Below are 19,665 nucleotides of genomic sequence, written 5' to 3'. Positions count from 1 at the left end.
TGCTTTAATATTCGTTAATGTTTAAAGTAGTAACAAACTTTATCGGGCGATTTGAAGCATATTTTTAAGGGGATCCTAACCCTGCTAAATACTAAAGAAAAAAACAAGTTGTGCAGGCTCATCCTGCTCGATCTGTTTATTAGTGTATTGGATATTCTATTTTTAGGATTACTGCTAATCGTTATCGGCTTTTACACATCCGGGAAGCCCGACAAACATTATTTTATTCCCGGCGCATGGTTCAACCAGGATTCTATCCTGCTCATCGGCTTGTTCCTGGTGCTGTATTGTTTTAAAAATTGGTTGGGATACCTTATCCTTCGTTTTCAACATCACTTTTTTTACGGTGTAGCAACGCGCTTATCCAAAAGGAATATTTTGCATTATCTTAAGGATGACTATATAAAATTTGTAAATGTTGATTCATCGGTGCATATCCGGCAGATAAGTCAACAACCTATTGAGTTTAGTCATTATATACTAAACAACGTTCAACAGATCATATCGCAAAGCATCCTCATTTTATTTACTGTTGGCGCAATTTTATTTTACCAACCCCTGTTGTTTTTATTGTTATTGACGTTTTTAGTACCTCCAATAATTATCTTGGCCTACTTTATAAAACGAAAATCAAAACAGGTACGCGAACATACCAAAGTAACCAGCGAAAAAAGTATCCAGTATTTACAGGAATCGCTATCCGGCTTTGTAGAAAGCAATATTTATAATACGAGCGATTTTTTGGCCGATAGGTATAACAACTATCAACAGCAATTAAATAATAACATTGCCTCACAGCAAACCCTGCAGGGGTTGCCGTCAAGACTGGTGGAAGTGTTTGCCATATTTGGCTTTTTTATTTTGATTTTCATTAATAAGTTTTCGGCCCATGGGCCAATAGTAGGTATCCTTACTATTGGCGTGTTCATGGCCGCAGCTTATAAAATTATTCCTGGTATCATTAAAATATTGAACAGTGCCGGGCAAATTAAAACTTATGAGTTTACTTTAAATGACCTATTGGCTGTTAAAGAAACAACTGTATCTGCCGATCTGCTCAATATTGTTCAACCTATAAATTCTATCCGTTTTAATAATATCCGTTTTAGCTATAAAGAACAGACCGTATTAAACGGTATTAGTTTTGAGGTTTGCTCAGGCGATTTTGTAGGCTTTTCGGCCGCATCAGGTACTGGCAAAACTACAATCATAAATTTAATTCTGGGATTTTTAACTCCCGAATCCGGCTACATAGATATAAATGGCAGACCTGCAAATACCATAAAAAGACAACATTACTGGAAAAAGATTGCCTACGTAAAACAACAAACTTTCTTCATTCATGATACCATCCTTAAAAATATTACCCTTACCGATAAACAACACGACCCCGAAAAGCTGGCCGAGGTAATAACCTTTTGCGGGCTTGAACCATTATTATCTGGTTATGCCGAAGGGATCAATAAAGTAATTCGTGAAAACGGTAAAAATTTAAGTGGAGGTCAACGCCAGCGTATTACACTTGCAAGGGCATTGTATCATGATTTTGATGTATTGATATTAGATGAGCCTTTTGGCGAAATGGACCAACAAGCCGAAGAGGCTATCCTTGATCGGTTAAAACTCCTAACTGCCGAGGGTAAAATCATATTATTTATTACGCATAACACCGCAAGTTTAAACCACTGTAACAAAATAATTCCCCTGGTAAATGAATAAGCCCAAAGCATTGGTAATATTGAGTCCCGGTTTTCCTGCGGATAGTAATGATACTACTTGTATACCACCGATGCAGGTTTTTGTAAAAGCTTTAAAGCAACATAATCCGCAACTGCATATTATAGTTGTTAGCTTTCAATATCCTTTCACCGCTTCACGATATCACTGGTATGGAGTGGAAGTTATAGCAATTGCGGGCAAAGGCAAAGGACAGTTATTCAGGTTAATTACCTGGAGGCGTGTATGGCAAGCTCTAAAAAAGCTTCATAATCAGTATGAACTCAGCGGACTGTTAAGCTTTTGGATGGGCGAATGCGCCTATATTGGCGACCGCTTTGCCAAAAAATACAGTTTACTGCATTACGCATGGCTGCTTGGTCAGGATGCAAAAGCCGGCAACGAATACGTAAACCGGATAAAACCTAAAGGAGAATCATTAATAGCTATATCTGATAGCCTGGCACGGGAGTTCAGGATAAATTATGGGATAGAACCTGCATATACCATTCCTACGGGTATCGACACTACACTTTTTAATACGGGATCAGTTGATAGGGATATTGATATTATGGGCGCAGGTTCGCTTATTCCACTTAAGCAATATCATTTGTTTGTTAATGTTGTTAAAAGCTTAACCGCCGAGTTCCCTGACATAAAAACAGTTATCTGCGGTAAAGGCCCCCAAATGGAAAGTCTTCGGAAACAGATAAGCAAACTAAAATTGGAAAACAACATCCAGTTAATAGGTGAATTAGCACACGCCGAAGTACTTGCGTTGATGCAGCGTTCAAGAATATTTTTACATACATCGGCATACGAGGGTTATAGTACCGTTTTAAGTGAGGCTTTATACGCAGGCTGCCATGTAGTAAGCCTTGTTAATGGGATGAATACCCGCCCAGCCCAGCACCATGTTCCCGATAACGCGGAACATTTGCCGGATATAATTAAAGACTTGCTTAGCAATAAAAACCTGCTTCACGAACCAAGTTTGGCTTATCCAATTAAAACTGTGACGGCAAGGGTAGCCGCTTTATTTGGTCATTAACCTATGGCAAATTTCAACCAGGTCATCGGCTATGGTTTTAAAGCTAAGGCATTGATTAAAGTGGGCTAAAACAGCTGCCGACATTTCTTTTGGGTTGATACTTTCAGTCTCCTTAAGTGTTTGGGCCAGCATATCTGCGTCGCCGGGCGGATATAAGAAGCCGTATTTGCCATTCCCGGTTATTTTTTGATATGGTGGAATATCTGTAACAACAGGAATACAACCACAGGCTATTGCTTCAAGCAGTGCATAACCGCTCCCTTCTTTACGACTGCCCGATATATAATAATCTGCCGCGCTAAACCAATAAGGCATAGCAGCATTAGTAACTTTCCCAACCAATGCAACTGATGCTGACAATAACTTGTTTGATGCCAGCTTTTGATCTATCCTGCTCAATAACTCGTCTGTTTGATATATCATATAAAGTTTCGCGCCGGGCCTGGCTTGCAGATACTGTTCAAAGCCGCTTAAAACCGTCATCGGATCTTTATTAGCATTTAAGTGACCCACCCAAAGAAAACTGATCTCACTTGTAATACCGGTATATGTTTTACTCAACTGCTTTTCAATGGGTTTAAAACCGGTTGAAGCTTCCAAAAGTTCAAATACTTTGGCATCCCGCTTTATGATATTTTTTTTCTTCCACACATCCACATTGCCTGCCGCTGTAAAAAGAAATGCATCGGCAAGACTACAGGCTATTTTTTCTAAATAACCTTTTATACCTGTCGATGGTAATTCGCCATGATGCTGGATGATTAGCTTAAATTTTTGATTACAGAACAGCCGAAGAAACATCACCTGGATAGGAAATACCAATCCTTGTACCAATATAATATCGGGTTTTAAAGCTTTAATAAAACGATGGGTTTTAATAGAAACCGACCAAAATCTATTTTTCCCTCTAAAAAAATAATACGGAACATCGTCCATGATCACCTGCTGTTCAAAAGACGCATGTTTAACAAAAGTAATATCGACGTGATTTTTAAGATAAGAGGCAAAAGCCAGGGCAGGAGCATGGTTTTCCCTAACCTGTTCTGGCCGGGTGTAATTTAAATGGGAGTGATAAGTAAGATCAACCAGTTTTATCAATTTTACAATATTTGATGATGTATAAATGTTCCCGGGAACACAGCGCCCGGTAAATAAGAATGAATAGACGACATAAGTTCGCCTATATTTCCCTCCACATATTTGTAAACATCTCCCAATTTAATCAAACTAAACTGCTTTCCTTTAAGTTCATTCGCCAATTTGGGCAATAAACTCTGGTCGAATAGACGAATGTTTCCCCGATGTACTATCAATTGAATATCGGCAGGTTCTGTAGCATAAAAAGCATTGTAACCTGCTGTTTGCCCTTTTGCTTTTGCAATTACCAGGTCGGCATATTTGTGGGCAGCAATTTCACCATTGTTTGTTTTCCAGACGTTTGCAGCTGTTTTATTAAGGGATAGATACAATTCCTCATCACTAAGCATCCCGGTATTTCGTGCTATGGCGATATGATCCCAAATGTTCCAGCTACTTGTAAGGGTTGAATCGGTGCCAAAAAGAATGTTTGTAAAAGATTTTAGTTTTTGCATAGGAGCTGTTGCGTTCAACAGGAAATAGTTGGATGCAGGGCACCAGACGATGGCCTTAAAATTTGGAGCCTGTTTCAAGGTCATGGCCACGGCATGAATTCCTATAAGTTCCCGGGCCATTTTATTCCAGTTGATAAGGCCGTCTATTTCCTTTTCGGCCTGTGCGTTAGTTCCCTCACCGGTATGGATCACTACCTGCAACTTTCTGTTAAGTGGATTATTTAGTTTTATTTTCCAGTATTTTTCAAACGCTGCCGAATGCAGGTCGTGGGTATTTTCGAATATATTAATGAGCGCAGACTCAACAAATAATTGTTCCCCATGATTTACCACCGTAGTAACCCCACAAAGCAAATTTTTGTACATCCCCCATAACGTACGCAAATGTTGGGGAACATGAAGCACAGCGTTTATCTCATACTTAAACTCTTTATGAATGTAAGCTCCCCATTCGGTATAATTATTATAAATGCGATTGCCTAACTGTGGAAAAAGATTAAAATCAAGATGATCATGCGAGTTGATGAGACCAGGGAAAACGATGCAATCATCAAAGTAAAGCTGAAACTCGCCGCCGCTATTGATCACCGGGTAATTCACGTCAATGATTTTATCATTAACAATCTCTATGTCAACCACCTTCACGCTATCAGCCAACCTCACATTATGCAGTATCATTTAATCCTTTTTAAATGAATGCCATAAATAACCGGGAAACCATAATACTTTTCATATACATGCATGGCATTTGCCTTTTCGTAAAATGGTTTCATGGAGTCATCAATTTTTATTTCCAGCTGGCTTACCACCTGAAAGTTATTTTTCAACAAAACATCTTTAATACTATAGATAGGATGTACGTAGTTACGAACGGCCATTAAGGTATTGCGGTGTTTAAAAGTACGTTTGCCACCAGATGCTAACGTATGTGGATGAAAATCGGTAATAATAATATCGCTATCGGGTTTTAACATCCTGCACCAGGCCTGTAAAGCCTCTTCAATATGTTCAATATGCGCCACAGTAAGTGTTGAAACGATGATGTCAAAAGCGGCATCGGGAACATCAGCAAAAGCATTGTTTTTAATCAGCCTGGTTTGTGATGATGGGTATTTATCTTTTAATTTATCAAGCATACCACCCGACACATCAAAACCTGTAAGACCTGCGGGATCTTTACTGAAAATAGCGGGCCACTGCCTGCCTGTGCCACAGCCTATATCAGCAATTTGTTTGCCTTTAAAATCTATATTTTCAATAAGATTTTCAAATAGTCTTTTGTCAAGGTGCAACATTAAATTTCCGGGCTGTTTATCATAGTCAGATGCCCACAGGTCGTAGGCTTCCACTACACTTTTTTCTATAACAGCCGGGGAGTTTATCTTGCTTTTAATATAGTTTTTGAGAGTAGTCAGCATTGTGCAGGGTTTATCATAATAACGGGCACAAAAGTGATATGGTTGCCCGTCATTTTTATTATTAAGCAGGCAACCCCTGTTAATTATGCAGCGTAGTATATTATGAATAGTTTAATGTTGATCTGGGTTAGAGGGCGATGAGTATAAAAGCTTATCGCCTTCATTTAACTGCCAAAATAAGTAAGTATGAATAAGATATTACTTTACAATCCTAAAAGTGCTATAGCCAAGCACCGCATTCCTAATTCTATTTTAAATATCGCCGCTTCTGTTGAAGGTAAATATGAATGGGTGATTGTAGATGGTAATTGTGAAGCAGATCCCCTTCAAAAAATTGAAAGCTATTTAAAAACCGGCGAGTTTGGCTATCTTGGTTTTACAGTGATGCCCGGCCCTCAACTAAGGGAAGCTATTCCTCTATCAAAAAAAATAAAAGAGAGATACCCTTATACTACTATGATATGGGGAGGATACTTCCCTTCAAGTCAGCCAAAAGCGGTTTTAAGCTCGGGCTTTGTTGATTTTATCATCAACGGTCCGGGAGATAATGCCTTCCCGAGATTGATAGATGCCCTTGAAAATCATGAACCTTATGAGTTTATTAAAAACCTGATTTACAAAGCCGATGGCAAAATTATCAAAACAATTAAGGAAGACCTGCTTGATCAGGACTCATTGCCGCCATTACCTTATGATAAACTTGCCACTTTTTATCCTATAGACAGGTACCTGGGCAAAACCTATTTAGGAAAACGTACCATGGCCTATCACTCCAGTATTGGCTGCCCGTTTACCTGCTCGTTTTGTGCCGTTGTGCCTATTTATGAGGCACGCTGGAAAGCCAAATCGGCAAAAACGGTTTATAAGGATGTTAAATACATTAAAGACAGGTGGGGCGCAGATGCCATTGAGTTTCATGACAATAACTTCTTTGTATCAGAAAAACGTACCGTTGAGTTTGCGAAACTGATAGAGCCCGAAAATATGACATGGTGGGGGATGGCCCGTATTGACACCATGGATAAATTCAGCGACGCCTCATTGGCACAGATCCGCAAGGCTGGCTGCAAAATTATATTTTTTGGCGCCGAAAGTGGTAATAATGATATTTTGGAACAGCTGGATAAAGGAGGCACCCAAACAGGCGAACAGATCATCCGTTTTGCCGAGCGGTTAAAAAAGTTTGATATCATCCCTGAGTATTCATTTGTTTTGGGAACACCAGCCCCAACGCCCGAAAAAGTACAGGCCCAGATAGATTTTGAAATTGATTTTATAAAAAAGGTAAAAGCTGTAAATCCGCGTACCGAAATTGTACTGTATACTTATACCCCAGTACCCACCGAAGGTTCGGAACTTTATAAACAAGTTTTGGAACAGGGATTTGAATACCCCAAAAGTCTTGAAGATTGGATAAGTCCGGCCTGGGAAAATTTTGATCTGCGTAAAAACCCATTAACACCCTGGCTAAAACCAGGGATGATAGATAAGATCCGCAACTTTGAAACTGTGCTTAACGGCGTATATCCAACTGTAACAGATATTAAGCTTAATGATATCAAAAGAAAAGCGATCAAATTAGTATCTACCCTGCGTTATAGAACAAACCTGTATAAATATCCTTACGAAATTAAAATACTGCAACGCTTATGGGAATACCGCCAGCCAGAAATACAGGGCTTTTAATTTGTAAAACCATTGAAGACCAACGTAAATAATATTGCCCCCGATATATCCCAAGCCGCCCAGGAAGCTTTTGAGGAGATGTATATTGCTGTTCGTGATAAAGAGGGTAGGTTATATAGCGATAAAGAGGTAGCCCGTTTACCCTATTTAGATAAAGGGCATAGGTATTACAAAGAATGGAAAAAGAGAAAGCAATCATCAGAACAACTCGTCACTTATCTTAAACAAAGACAACAGCCACTTCATATACTGGAAGTTGGTTGCGGTAATGGCTGGCTTTCTTCAAAGCTTGCAAATATCCATAATGCCCAGGTAACCGGGCTTGATCCTAACCGGGTAGAAATTGAACAGGCACAACGCGTATTTAAAAAAAAGCCGAACCTGAAATTTATTCACGGTTCATTTGATAACAATACTTTCAACGAACCTGTAAAATTTGATGTGATCATATTTGCGGCGTCAATACAATATTTCCCGTCGATAAAAGACACCATAGCTGATGCTTTTTCTTTGTTAAGTAAAACAGGGCGGGTACACGTACTTGACACCCCTTTTTATCATACAAACGAATTAGAAATGGCTGCTAAAAGAAGTTTTGATTATTATGATTCTCTGGGCTTTCCGCAAATGTCACGCTATTACTATCATCACCCCTTAAAACAAGTGTTGGAGCTTAAGCACAAAACGATGACCGATCCAACAACATTATGGAACAGGTTGACCAAAAAAAACATTTTTTACTGGATAATATTAAAACCCTGAACATGAGCGGGCAAACCATATTGCAAACGTTTAAGCGTTACCGCACCCTGCAAACACACAGGATATCGGCATTGCCAATTGTAATACTGATGCCGCACAGCGCGTGTAATTGCCGTTGTGTAATGTGTGATATATGGAAAGACAATAAAAACTTAAAGCAGCTTACGGCCGAAGATATCAGCGGCTTGTTAGGGTCACTTAAATCATTAGGGACCACGCAAGTGCTAATGTCGGGCGGAGAAGCTTTACTTAATAAAAATTTTTTCGCATTATGCAAAATTTTGAAAGATGTGGGGATTAGTGTTGTATTGCTCACTACCGGCTTATCTATAAAAAGCAATGCCGATGATATTTTAAAATATGTTAGCGAGGTAATTGTATCTATTGATGGAGATGAACCACTGCATGATGCCATTAGGAACATCCCCAATGCCTTTAAAAAACTAAAAGAGGGCGTGGAGTATATTAAGAAGCTAAACCCTGCATATCGAATTACAGGCCGTACGGTAATTCATCGCCTCAATTATCGCAATTGGGCGGCCATCATAACCGAGGCCAAAAAAATGGGACTTAACCAGGTAAGCTTTTTACCTGCCGATGTTAGCAGCCACGCTTTTAACCGCCAGCAAGCCTGGGCCGAACCTAAGCAGAACGAGATCCTGATATCGGAAAAAGAACTGCCCGAGCTTTGCGAAGTGATCAGCTATTTATTTACCGAGTTTAACCACGAATTCCACAACGGCTTCATTGCTGAAAGTAAAGAAAAGATACAGGATATATATCATTATTATGCAGCGTTTTATGGCTTAAATGAATTCCCTTTTAAAAAATGCAACGCCCCCTGGGTATCTACCGTTGTAGAAGCCGATGGAACGGTTAGGCCATGTTTTTTTTTGGAATCGATGGGAAATATCCGCGACACATCATTAATCAATATATTGAATAGCCCGGATGCTATCGCGTTTCGCAAATCATTAAATACTTCAACAAATCCGACCTGTGTAAAATGCGTGTGCTCACTTAATCTGTCGCCATTAACACATCTATCGTAATTTTATGGACCAGTTAAATAACATATTGTTTACGCATTCCTATTTTTTGCGGTTCGACCCAAAGCAATGGGCCATGGGGCAACCATATGCCCCTTTGGGAACATTGTATGCAGCCTCAAATATGCGGATGAACGGTTACGAAGTTTCGTTTTTTGATAACATGTTTTCGCACACGGCAGAAGAGATTATACCTGCGATTGAACAAATCAAACCGGGCTTTTTTGTAATTTATGACGATGGGTTCAATTACCTCACCAAAATGTGCCTTACCAATATGCGGGAGGCTGCTTTTAAAATGTGTAAATTGGCAAAAGACCGCGGCTGCAAGGTAATAGTTTCAAGCTCAGACTCAACCGACAGATATAAAGAATATTTGCAGGAAGGTGCCGACTTTGTAATAATTGGCGAAGCCGAACAAACCCTTCTTGAGCTAACAAATGCGATTAAGACTGGAGAAGATGATTTTTCACAAATACCGGGACTTGCTTATTTAAAAAACGATGCTGCATTTAAAACCGTTGCCCGCCCTGTATTAAAAAACCTGGATACATTGCCTTTACCAGCCTGGGATTTGATTGATATTACTCCTTATAAGGAAAGCTGGTTAAAACATGCTGGGTATTTTTCCATGAACATTGGTACCACGCGCGGATGCCCCTTTAAATGTAACTGGTGCGCCAAGCCAATTTATGGCAACCGGTACAATTCGCGCAGCCCAGAGAACGTGATAACCGAACTGAAACTATTGAAGCACATGTTCAACATGGATCATATATGGTTCTGTGATGATATTTTTGGATTAAAGCCAGGTTGGGTTAATGAGTTTGCCAAACTTGTTCAACAGGAGGGCTTACAGTTCAGGTACAAGCTCCAATCCCGCGCTGACTTGCTTTTGGATGATGAAAATGTAAGCGCGCTGGCGGCCTCTGGCTGCGATAATGTTTGGATAGGGGCAGAAAGCGGTTCGCAAAAAATACTGGATGCCATGGATAAAGGAACTACCATTCACCAGATCTCTGCAGCAACACAACTGATGAAAAAACATGGTATAAAACCATCTTTTTTTATACAATTTGGCTATCCCGGCGAAACAAAGGACGATATTGCGCTTACCATCAACATGATTAACGATTTGTTACCGTATGAGATAGGCATATCGGTATCATACCCGCTGCCTGGTACCTTATTTTATGAAAAGGTAAAAGCCAACATGCAGCAAAAAACCAACTGGACAGATTCTGACGAGATGGCACTGATGTTTAGTAATACTTTTAGTCCTGCCTATTACAAGCAGTTACATAAATATGTGCATCAGAACTATCATGCCCACCTGGCAAAATATAATCTTATCAAGCTGTTTAAAAATCCACTTAACCCCAATATAAAACGAATCAGGAAAGCGGTTTCATTGATATACCATGCGCCAGCCACCCTGATAGCCGGATTTAAATTAAGCAAATTGGAAAAAGCGATATGAGTGAAGTCACCTTTACAAATAATGAGGCAAATGCTTCTGATGCCTTCAGCAGGCAATCAGTGGTATTTGATGAAATTTACTCAAACAATGCCATTATTAATTATAAAAGAGCAAGAGTAAGGGATCATGTATTACAGTATTTAAAGCCCTGCAGCAGGATACTTGAGCTCAATAGCGGCACTGGCGAGGATGCCCTCTTTTTCGCTAAACAAGGTCATTACGTACATGCAACCGATATATCAGCAGGGATGCAGGATGTACTGGAGCAAAAATCGGTCCCTTACCGCCACCGTATCAGCTTTGAAACCTGCTCATTTACCCAACTTAATCAATTAAATAAAAAAGGGCCATATGATCATATTTTCTCCAATTTCGGCGGTTTAAATTGTACCGGTGAACTGGATAAGGTTTTATTATCATTTGATGCTCTTTTAAAGCCCGGAGGAAAAGTAACGATGGTTATCATTACACCATTTTGTTTATGGGAAACATTGTTAATTTTTAAGGGAAAATTTAAAACCGCATTTAGGCGTTTATTTAGCAGCGAGGGACGATTAGCACATGTTGAAGGCGCTTATTTCAAATGCTTTTATTATAGCAACTCATTTATTATAAACACTTTACAAAATTCATTTAAAGTGTTAAAATTGGAAGGTTTATGTACGATAGTGCCTCCTTCATATATAGAAGGCTTTGCAGAAAAGCATCCTAAAACTTATAAATTCCTGAAGAATAAAGAAGACAAATTAAAAAGCACATGGCCCTGGAAGCATATTGGCGATTACTTTATTATTTCATTAGAGAAGAAATAAATGACCATTATAAGCCTTGAAAAAATAACTTTGCCGGGCAAATTGCCACGCCCATGTTTAAAAAAATTATTCCTGGTTTATTGTTTAGCATGCTTTGGGCTACAGGGTCTGTTGCTGTTAAGTTAGGAATACACTCTGCAGATGCCCTGATGTTGGCCAGTATAAGATTTATAGCAACCGGTTTGTTTTTTGGCCCGTACTTTGGTTTATTCAGGAAGGAGCGATTCTGGCCTTTAAAACACGAATGGAAAAGCATATTTATTTACGGCTTTTTATGCACTACCTTAACGCTGGGATCTTTTTTTGCTGCCCAACGTTACGCCTCGGCGGGCATTAGTATGCTGTTTATCGCAGTAGCTCCATTATTAATCGCTCTATTTTCATCATTAATTTTAAAGCGAAAGCTTACACGATTTGAAATTGTGGGTATGCTTATTGCATTTACTGGCCTGGTACTTGCTTCTGCAACAGCGTTGCCTAATGCCAGTATAAAACCTATAGGCATCTTATTATTGACCATCTATGTACTGGCCTATGCATCAAGCAGCGTTTATTTTTCAACTTTAAATATTTCGTTACCAAATGTATCCTTTAACATCTGGCAGGTATTTGTAGGAGGGATAATACTTTTACCTTTTTGCCCCTTGTTTCATCAAAATCACATCCAGCATGTCGATCTTAACCTGTTTTTGTCTCTCTTTTGGTTAATCGTTGTACTCTCATTTATAGCCAATCAACTATGGCTTCACCTGGTAGGGCAGGATGCTGTTACAGCCGGCACCTGGCTGTATGTTACGCCTGTATTTGGATATGCTTTTGGATACCTGATACTTGGCGAAAGCATTACCATTTACGCCATTGCGGGTACATTACTAGTAGTTTCGGGCCTGGTTATTTCTAAAATGAAGGGTTAAGAAAACCATCCAATATTGCCAGATAATTCAGCTGTTAATTAAGTAGATCAATTAGCCACACTGTGCTGATTTTCTTCTAATAGTTGTGCAACTTTAGCTTCAAAGCGGCTAATCAATTTAAACTGGAAGTTTGCGGGATCTGGTTTGGCAAAATGTTTGCCAGTTACCATTGCCAATACGGTGCCATGATTGTTTACTCTTTTTTGCTGCGTTTTAAGATTCCATCTATCGGCGGTAATTTTCATCAATTTATCATCCAGGCTGTCGCCAACTTTATTATTCAGTAATACCTCAAATAAACTTTTTAAAATATTCTTTTTTAATGCTTTAGCCGTTGATACCCTCATGATATGATTAGGCAGATATTTGAGTGTCCAGGCGTTTGCAGTAAAAAAATCAGCAAAGGTGGTATCGCCTTGTATGGGTATTAGTGTTACTACTTCTGTGGCGGTGTAAATATTTTTTTCGGCAATTTCAGGCTCGCATTCGTCAATATAATAGTTCATGCAAAAGCAATGTTGCCTATTAACCAAAAAAGTTAATTTTTTGAAACAATGCATCAACGTACGTGCTATCCAGAGACGATTAGGGGCCGTAATAATAAAGAGATCAATATCAGATGCATCATCCGCATAATTTTTTGAGAGAGAGCCGGAAATGGCAATCCCACGCACATAAGGAAACCTAATTAGTAGGTTCCCAACCTTATAAGCGGTTTTTATCATCTCAAAGGCTTTTTGGTTTCCCTTGTTGCGACGCTGTACCAGGTATTGATCATTTTTAAGGCTATAATACTTATCAAAACGAAATATTAACCGACCGCCCACTAAACAAGCCAATGCTTCATCAAACGTTTTCCACTCATATTTTACGGGCAAAAACAGGCAAACTTCCTCGCGGGTGAGTGGATAATTAAACGCATCAAAATAGGCCAGGGTAGCCAATATGTTCTTTTTAATTTCTGACACTTTATTGATGGTTAAATTTTGACTAAAAGCGGACCTGATCTGCATATATATTAGTATGACGTAACTGTTAAACGGTTGGTTGCTATCTCGTTTGAATTTTCATGTGATTTGTTTTTGCCGGCGAGGGATGATTTTTCTGAGCTATCGGAAAATAAGAAAAACGCAAAGAAAAAGCTGTAAAACATAACACCCTTGTCCGCATCCAGCACGTTTTCGGATAAGGATACGATAGCTATTACCAGCATAAAACTGATAAAAACCAGATCCTTTTTTTTAAAGGCCATTTTAAATCCGTAGCCCAGTGTCAGCAAATAGACAAGCAAACCCCAAACGCCCGATTTCATTATAAAACTGAGGTATTGATTATGGGAATTTAAACCTGCAAGAAACGAGCTATACATTTTAGCCTTAAAAAATTCATCATGTAACAAGGAAACTTCTGAGCCCGAACCATAACCCATTAACGGCCGTTGCTTTATTAGTTCGACTACCACATGCCAACGGGCCAGGCGGGGATCGGTACTTTCACCTGGCCTGGCAACAGCAAAATCATCTTTTAAACTGGTTATATACCGTTCATTGAATGATTTTCCATTTAAAACTATAACAAAGGCCAAAGTTGATAAAGCGAGCGCTACTAACATAAATATCAGCCTTTTTTTGCCCTGGAACAGGCAATATGGAAGTGCCAGGTTAACAATCAGGAACAACACTGCCAATATAGATTTTGAACTTAGTTGAACAATTCCGCATAACAGTATAAAGCAACAGACGCCATAAAGCAGCTTTAACGATAACGCTAAGGGTTTAAACAGCAGGGTTAATAAATATACCAACCCTATTACCAGCTGAAGGGAAAAAAAGGTGGCATGCATATCAATTGGTTCCGAGAAGTTATGATTGGTAAATGCAGCTGATAATATTGTTTTTATGGGTAAATGGTAGTATCTGATGGTTATAAGGGCATCAACATATAAATAAATTATGGTTGCCGTACAAACAAGGCCAAATGCCAGCAATAAATTTGATCTGTATTTTTTAAAATCGAGGGCATTAAGTGCAAACACAACAGGAAACAATAAAGCAGGCAAGCGTAATGTTAATTCGTTAACAGCCTGGGAGCGGTAAAGGGAATAAACCGTAGCAATCAGCGATACTAAGAATACCGATTGTAATACTGCCGTTTTTACAGTAAAGACCGATACCAGCGTTCCTTTTTTAAAGTAGATAAGTGTATGAACTATAAAGCTGATCAATATAATATGGCTGTAAAACCTATCAAACGGCAGGCTTGCCATCAGCAACATGATGTGAAAGTAACTTATCTTATTAGCGTTGGTATCGCATATCAGCAACAAATGCTTCATAGTTTTTACGTTTATAACTCTCTACAATAAATTCTTCGTATTGATCAATAACCCGCTCCCAGTTAAACTGGTATTTTATTTTGCGCAGGTTATTCATTACCATATTTTTTTCCAGATCCTTCCGTTGAACATTCTCCACCAGTTGAGTTACCTCTGCAGCATTTGAAAAATAAAATGCATCCTTATTTAATACTGATTTATTGAAAGGGTTGTTGTGTGCGGCTATTAAGGCTTCACTGGCCATGGCTTCTAAAAGAGAAGGGTTTGTACCACCAACACTATGCCCATGGAAATACAGGTGGGAGTTGTTTTGCAACGATCTAACTTTAGGCGTATCAAAAATGGCCCCTTTGAACTGGATCCGTTCATCATTGGCAAATCTATTGGTGATGAATTTTCCAAATCGGTTATCGGTATTCCCCAAAACTTTAAAACTTTTAGTGGAGTTACTTTTATTAAAACCCTCTAATATGGTTTCGATATTGTTTTCAGGCTCCATGCGTGCCATCAGCAAAAAGTAGTCTTCTTTAACAGCTTCTGTAAAATGATATTGCCCGCGTTCAATATCAGTGAAAACATCTGCGCCATATGGAATATACTTACTATCAATGTTGTACTTATCCTTTAGGTATGATTTTATCACCATCGAATCTGCAACATAGTACTGACTGTATTGAACCGCCAGTTTTTCGGCATATTTCAGAAATTTCTGTACAGCTCTGGAATATTTTGATCTTTTCCATTCCATGCCATCCATGTTGGAAATGATAGTGCTGTTTTTAGGATAAAGCGGCCCCCAAACCGAGCTGCTGGTATACCCCATGAGCATTACCACATCAAAATTTCTTTTGCGGGCATCAAGCAGGCAGTTCATATCATAAATAAACTGACCGGCAGTACCTATAAGGTATTCAGGATCATAACAGTGCCTTATCTCCACACCATTCCAGTTATCCTTTGAATAGGGGTGGTTGTGCGAATTATAAACAGTTACAGCGTGGCCATGTTTTACCAGGCCGGCAGATACATATTCTGATATATGCTCAAACCCTCCGTAGTAATTCGGTATGCCCCTGGTTCCTAATATTGCTATGCGTAGTTTCATGTTATAATACAGATTGATATGCTTTTAGCGTTTGTGTTGCGGCGTGTTTCCATGTATATTTTTCAAGGATCTTATTTCTCAAATGATTATTAACGGGTGATTGACTTGCCTTTTCTATTGCATTGAATATACTTTGTGGTGAAGCAGGGTCGCAATAAAAGGCATCATTGCCAAAATATTCCCTCACATCACCCTTATCACTAATAACTACATTACAAGCCATCAGCGCAGCTTCTATTGAACTTAAGCCCGTGGTTTCAAACCAGCTGGGTAATACATGTACCCTGGCGCGGGCATAGTATTTTACCAGCTGATGCTGGGGCACCTGGTCAACAAATTCAATATTATCAGCAGCTATATCCCGGCATTCACGGTAATACGCCGCCTGGTTTGGCGCATGGCCCCCGATAAGTAGCAGGTGGTACGCGGTGTTATTTAATGCTTTAATGAGGTTCAACTGGTTTTTAATTCCCTCTATTCGCGCGGCACAAATAACCTGTTTATCGTCTTTGATGACGGATTCATCATATTTAAATAAATGCTGATCTGTGCCGTTTGGTATTACCATATGCTTTACTTCGCCAGGGTAATTGTTCAATACACGCTGATATTCTGATTGTGAATTTGGCAGGATCATAGCAGCACGGCGCAAAATATCCATGATGCTTTTACGCTGCCCCTTCCATGTGTACGACATGCTGGCCATTCCGTCACGGCCGAGCAGGAATCTTGCCATTGTTTTAACATATTCAACGCCATCAGCCGGTAGGTACCTGAGCAGCCTGCCTAAGCCTTTGCGATGTTGCTGATCATATTCACTGTAGTTGCAAAGGATAGTTGACACCACAAAAGGCTTTTCGGCCTTATAGCTGTGGTATAAAATATCGGCCGGGCGACTGAGGTTAAAAAAATGCAGCAGATCATAACTGTTGTAATTGATATGCTCATTTGCCAGTTTTATTTCGGCAGTGATGCCCATAAATGTGAGGTGACGGGCAGTTTGAACAACCTGAACAGTATCACCACCAGGGGCGGTGTACAATGTAGACCGGGTTATAAACGCTACTTTCATAACGCTGGCCCTCCCGAAATAAATTTATGCAACCAGGAGATCATCCCCGCTGGAAAATAACTAACCGTGTACAACAGGTAGTTATCTAACCTAAGCGGAGATATACTGATGGCTCTTGCGGCATATAAACGGGCCTTTTGTGGCTGAAAATTATTGAGCAATAATTTTTTACCACAAAGCGCATAATAAGACCCCTGCTTAATTTTAGCTGAATATTGTTTTTCCCCAATTTTAGCCAGCAAGTTACCCTCGCTGATACTTATAGCGCGGTTTTTAAGAGTAGTATATTTAATATGCCTGAATTTGCGCGGCCTCCACTTTTCATCAATAGTAACAGATTCGGGGTTGAGCCTCACTTTAATAAGTGGTTGAGCAAGATTACAAGCCTTTTGATCTTTAAGGATATTTACCCATAAAAAATGATCTTCAAAGGTATAAGCATGCTCATTATAGCCACCCTTACTGATAACCATATCTTTTTTGTAAAAAACGCAGGAATGGATGAATGGGCAAACCGAATATTTAAGCCGCTGGATCTCCTCATTATTAAATGCCGGGGGGGTATGCGTAAATAGAAAATGCCCCTCCATATCAATATAATCTGCCGCCGAACCTATAACGCTGTATTCGGGATTGGCTACCATAAAGTCATATTGCAGCTGCAGCCTTTCGGGGTAGCAAATATCATCGGCATCAAAACGGGCAATAAACGGTGCACGGGCATATTTTAAACCATAATTTAAGGCATTGGCTATACCTTTATTGTCCTGATATATAACCACAATACGGGGGTCATTAAATGCCCCAATCACCTCAACCGTATCATCTGTCGATCCGTCGTTAACTATCAGTAACTCAAAATCAGCAAAAGTTTGCCTCAATACAGATTCAATGGCATCACCAATATATTTCTCTGCATTATAAGCCGGCATCAAAACCGTTATTTTGGGAATATCAAAATTCATTTGTTAACGGTTTAAGGGTTGAGTTTTCTTTTATATTAAGCAAAAGCAACAGTTCAAAAAACACCACCACTGATAGTTGTTCAATCCAGTATTCTATGAAAAAAACAGCCAGCATTAAAAGCAAAATGGGCAAACCATAAGTTAACACGCTGTGATGTTTGGCAAAAAAGCCCAGGTAGTAAATAAAAAACCCTGCAATGCCAATCAATCCATATTCGGCGAGTAGTTGATCGTAAACAGAAAAGGGACTATTGGTTAGTGAATGCAAACCAGCCCTTTTGCTAAAATAATTAAGGTACACATCAAGATGATTCACCATAAAATCATGATTGATATAAACAAATTTATGCGGATAGCCGCCTGCAAAACCAAGCCCGGTAGCCCGGAATGCCAGTTTGGATGAGAAATTCCCCATGCCAATACCAGTAATTGTATTGTTTAAATGTTTTTGCAAAAAAAAGGCAGTTTGTAAAAAACCTTTAATCTTGCCGGGCGTAGTTGGAGTTGACTCCGGAGCTTCTTTACCTGAAATTGGCAGCTCCTTTTTATGTGCATCTATAAATTGAACGAGTTTTTCTTGTTCGGGGGGCGTTTGTTTACTGCTTTGATAGGAGGCCGAATTAATATCAGGTCCTTTAATGGCAATACGGCCGCCATCTACTACATAAACCTTGCTCTCGGCGTTTGTGATCGCTTTATCATGTAGATGCTTTACAGTGTAAACGCTATCCATAAATATTTTAGCTATCTTTTGCCTACGCTCATCAGCGTTCAGTACGCTATCTGGTCTAAATCTGATTTGTACGTTTGCCCATATCGAGGGCTTTGCTGCGGATACATCTTTATGAAGCAAAATCTTTACCGTGTCTGTAGCGTAGTTGTTATTTTGCGGGGATATTTTCGCCATAAAAACACCCAGGAAAACGAGGCAAACTACGATTAGGCTTTTTTGATAGCGATTGCTCCTGAAAGCAAATACCAGCAAAAATATCAGCAGGATAACAATATTGACAAAGTTACTGCCGGTAAGCAGGAGGGTAGCCATACAAACAAAAAGCATGAGCGCATTTTTGCGAACCAGGAAATATATTACACCGGCAGCATTCAATACAGCATTGGTAGTTGAAGTATCAAAGGTGATCCCCCTTACATAATCGCCGGTGTTAATGAAGTATTTCTGAAGCTGGGCCTGGTAGGTATAGGGATTAATGGCATGCGTCTCTAAAAATATAACAGCGAGGTTGCCTACAGAAAACAACGCGTTTATAATGAAAAACACAATAATGGTTTGATGAATCACCGCCGGATCATTTTGCTCAACTGCCAGTTTAACCTGGTGAATGGCCAGGATACAAACAATCCAAAAACCGATGCCGGTTAAAAGCACCACTGTATAGTTAAGATTAGCGTAGTTATTACCAATAAGCCAATTGAAAACAGCTATGGCTATAACCAAAGGATAAAAAATTGGTAAACGGGAGTTTTTAAAACTGAAACCGAATTTAAAATTGAATTGCAGTAAAGTAAACAGGATGATGACCGGAATTTTAATGCCCAACTTTACATTTAAAAACAAAAGCAAAAAGGCAAGGAGCTTTAAATCCACCTTGTTTTTTATCTTCTCATTAAAATAAAAAATTGCTTTGTCAATCAACATTTCCCTGGGTTTTCTTAAAGTCATTACGACCTCAAAATGGGATTGGTTGCC

The 19,665-nt window shown here is 39.3% G+C and carries 17 protein-coding genes; 8 read left to right on the top strand and 9 right to left on the bottom strand.

The genetic code is table 11. The annotated features are described in order from the left end of the window. Positions 1-51 precede the first annotated feature (51 nt). Both AC1DYB_RS20375 and AC1DYB_RS20370 read left to right on the top strand, forming a co-directional pair. Positions 52-1,719, top strand: a complete 1,668-nt coding sequence (locus tag AC1DYB_RS20375) for an ATP-binding cassette domain-containing protein (protein WP_477437533.1) — start codon at positions 52-54, stop codon at positions 1,717-1,719. Beyond that, entirely contained in the window at positions 1,712-2,767 is a 1,056-nt protein-coding gene (locus tag AC1DYB_RS20370; protein WP_477437531.1) for a glycosyltransferase, read from the top strand. The genes AC1DYB_RS20375 and AC1DYB_RS20370 overlap by 8 nt, the downstream gene beginning before the upstream one ends. Here the strand turns inward: AC1DYB_RS20370 and AC1DYB_RS20365 are convergent. The 3 genes from AC1DYB_RS20365 to AC1DYB_RS20355 are packed head-to-tail and all read right to left on the bottom strand — an operon-like array spanning position 2,753 to position 5,777. Next, on the bottom strand, positions 2,753-3,865 hold the full coding sequence (locus AC1DYB_RS20365; protein ID WP_477437529.1) for a glycosyltransferase family 4 protein: 1,113 nt from the start codon (positions 3,863-3,865) through the stop codon (positions 2,753-2,755). The two genes, AC1DYB_RS20370 and AC1DYB_RS20365, sit on opposite strands and share 15 nt — an antisense overlap. A 2-nt stretch (positions 3,866-3,867) precedes the next feature. Further along, positions 3,868-5,037, bottom strand: coding sequence for an amidohydrolase family protein (locus AC1DYB_RS20360; RefSeq protein WP_477437527.1), 1,170 nt, complete (start codon positions 5,035-5,037; stop codon positions 3,868-3,870). Continuing rightward, positions 5,034-5,777 carry a class I SAM-dependent methyltransferase gene (locus tag AC1DYB_RS20355; protein WP_477437524.1) on the bottom strand — a complete coding sequence of 248 codons (744 nt, stop codon included), beginning with the start codon at positions 5,775-5,777 and terminating at the stop codon, positions 5,034-5,036. Before AC1DYB_RS20355 ends, AC1DYB_RS20360 begins: the two co-directional genes overlap by 4 nt. A 186-nt stretch (positions 5,778-5,963) precedes the next feature. Between AC1DYB_RS20355 and AC1DYB_RS20350 the strand changes: the two genes are divergently transcribed. Genes AC1DYB_RS20350 through AC1DYB_RS20325 form a run of 6 tightly spaced genes read left to right on the top strand, consistent with a single transcriptional unit; the run spans position 5,964 to position 12,480 of the window. Next, positions 5,964-7,463: a B12-binding domain-containing radical SAM protein gene (locus tag AC1DYB_RS20350; RefSeq protein WP_477437522.1), complete on the top strand. Its 1,500-nt coding sequence runs from the start codon at positions 5,964-5,966 to the stop codon at positions 7,461-7,463. Positions 7,464-7,475: 12 nt separating this feature from the next. Then, positions 7,476-8,225, top strand: coding sequence for a class I SAM-dependent methyltransferase (locus AC1DYB_RS20345; protein WP_477437520.1), 750 nt, complete (start codon positions 7,476-7,478; stop codon positions 8,223-8,225). Then, positions 8,171-9,277: a radical SAM protein gene (locus tag AC1DYB_RS20340; RefSeq protein WP_477437518.1), complete on the top strand. Its 1,107-nt coding sequence runs from the start codon at positions 8,171-8,173 to the stop codon at positions 9,275-9,277. Before AC1DYB_RS20345 ends, AC1DYB_RS20340 begins: the two co-directional genes overlap by 55 nt. Before the next feature lie 4 nt (positions 9,278-9,281). Further along, positions 9,282-10,754 carry a B12-binding domain-containing radical SAM protein gene (locus AC1DYB_RS20335; protein WP_477437516.1) on the top strand — a complete coding sequence of 491 codons (1,473 nt, stop codon included), beginning with the start codon at positions 9,282-9,284 and terminating at the stop codon, positions 10,752-10,754. After that, on the top strand, positions 10,751-11,566 hold the full coding sequence (locus AC1DYB_RS20330) for a class I SAM-dependent methyltransferase (RefSeq protein WP_477437513.1): 816 nt from the start codon (positions 10,751-10,753) through the stop codon (positions 11,564-11,566). Before AC1DYB_RS20335 ends, AC1DYB_RS20330 begins: the two co-directional genes overlap by 4 nt. A 53-nt stretch (positions 11,567-11,619) precedes the next feature. Further along, entirely contained in the window at positions 11,620-12,480 is an 861-nt protein-coding gene (locus tag AC1DYB_RS20325; RefSeq protein WP_477437511.1) for a DMT family transporter, read from the top strand. Positions 12,481-12,527: 47 nt separating this feature from the next. On the opposite strand, the gene AC1DYB_RS20320 is transcribed toward AC1DYB_RS20325, so the two are convergent. From AC1DYB_RS20320 to AC1DYB_RS20295, 6 genes are read right to left on the bottom strand one after another with little or no spacing between them, the layout of a single operon-like run. Further along, positions 12,528-13,493: a hypothetical protein gene (locus AC1DYB_RS20320; protein ID WP_295718634.1), complete on the bottom strand. Its 966-nt coding sequence runs from the start codon at positions 13,491-13,493 to the stop codon at positions 12,528-12,530. Positions 13,494-13,498: 5 nt separating this feature from the next. Continuing rightward, positions 13,499-14,815 (bottom strand): O-antigen ligase family protein, encoded by a 1,317-nt coding sequence (locus tag AC1DYB_RS20315; protein ID WP_477437509.1) that lies wholly within the window; start codon positions 14,813-14,815, stop codon positions 13,499-13,501. Continuing rightward, a complete protein-coding gene (locus AC1DYB_RS20310; RefSeq protein WP_477437507.1) occupies positions 14,778-15,920 on the bottom strand; it encodes a DUF1972 domain-containing protein in 1,143 nt (380 codons plus the stop codon). Before AC1DYB_RS20310 ends, AC1DYB_RS20315 begins: the two co-directional genes overlap by 38 nt. A gap of 1 nt (position 15,921) precedes the next feature. Next, the gene (locus tag AC1DYB_RS20305) at positions 15,922-16,992 is read right to left on the bottom strand and encodes a glycosyltransferase family 4 protein (RefSeq protein WP_477437505.1); all 1,071 of its coding nucleotides are present in this window, start codon (positions 16,990-16,992) and stop codon (positions 15,922-15,924) included. Then, on the bottom strand, positions 16,989-17,957 hold the full coding sequence (locus tag AC1DYB_RS20300) for a glycosyltransferase family 2 protein (protein ID WP_477437503.1): 969 nt from the start codon (positions 17,955-17,957) through the stop codon (positions 16,989-16,991). The genes AC1DYB_RS20305 and AC1DYB_RS20300 overlap by 4 nt, the downstream gene beginning before the upstream one ends. Continuing rightward, on the bottom strand, positions 17,947-19,638 hold the full coding sequence (locus tag AC1DYB_RS20295) for a hypothetical protein (protein ID WP_477437501.1): 1,692 nt from the start codon (positions 19,636-19,638) through the stop codon (positions 17,947-17,949). Before AC1DYB_RS20295 ends, AC1DYB_RS20300 begins: the two co-directional genes overlap by 11 nt. Positions 19,639-19,665: the final 27 nt, after the last annotated feature.

The sequence above is a fragment of the Mucilaginibacter sp. P2_A4 genome (assembly GCF_056405015.1).
The sequence above is the reverse complement of the archived record's forward strand: the minus strand, read 5'-3'. Positions and strand labels throughout refer to the sequence as shown.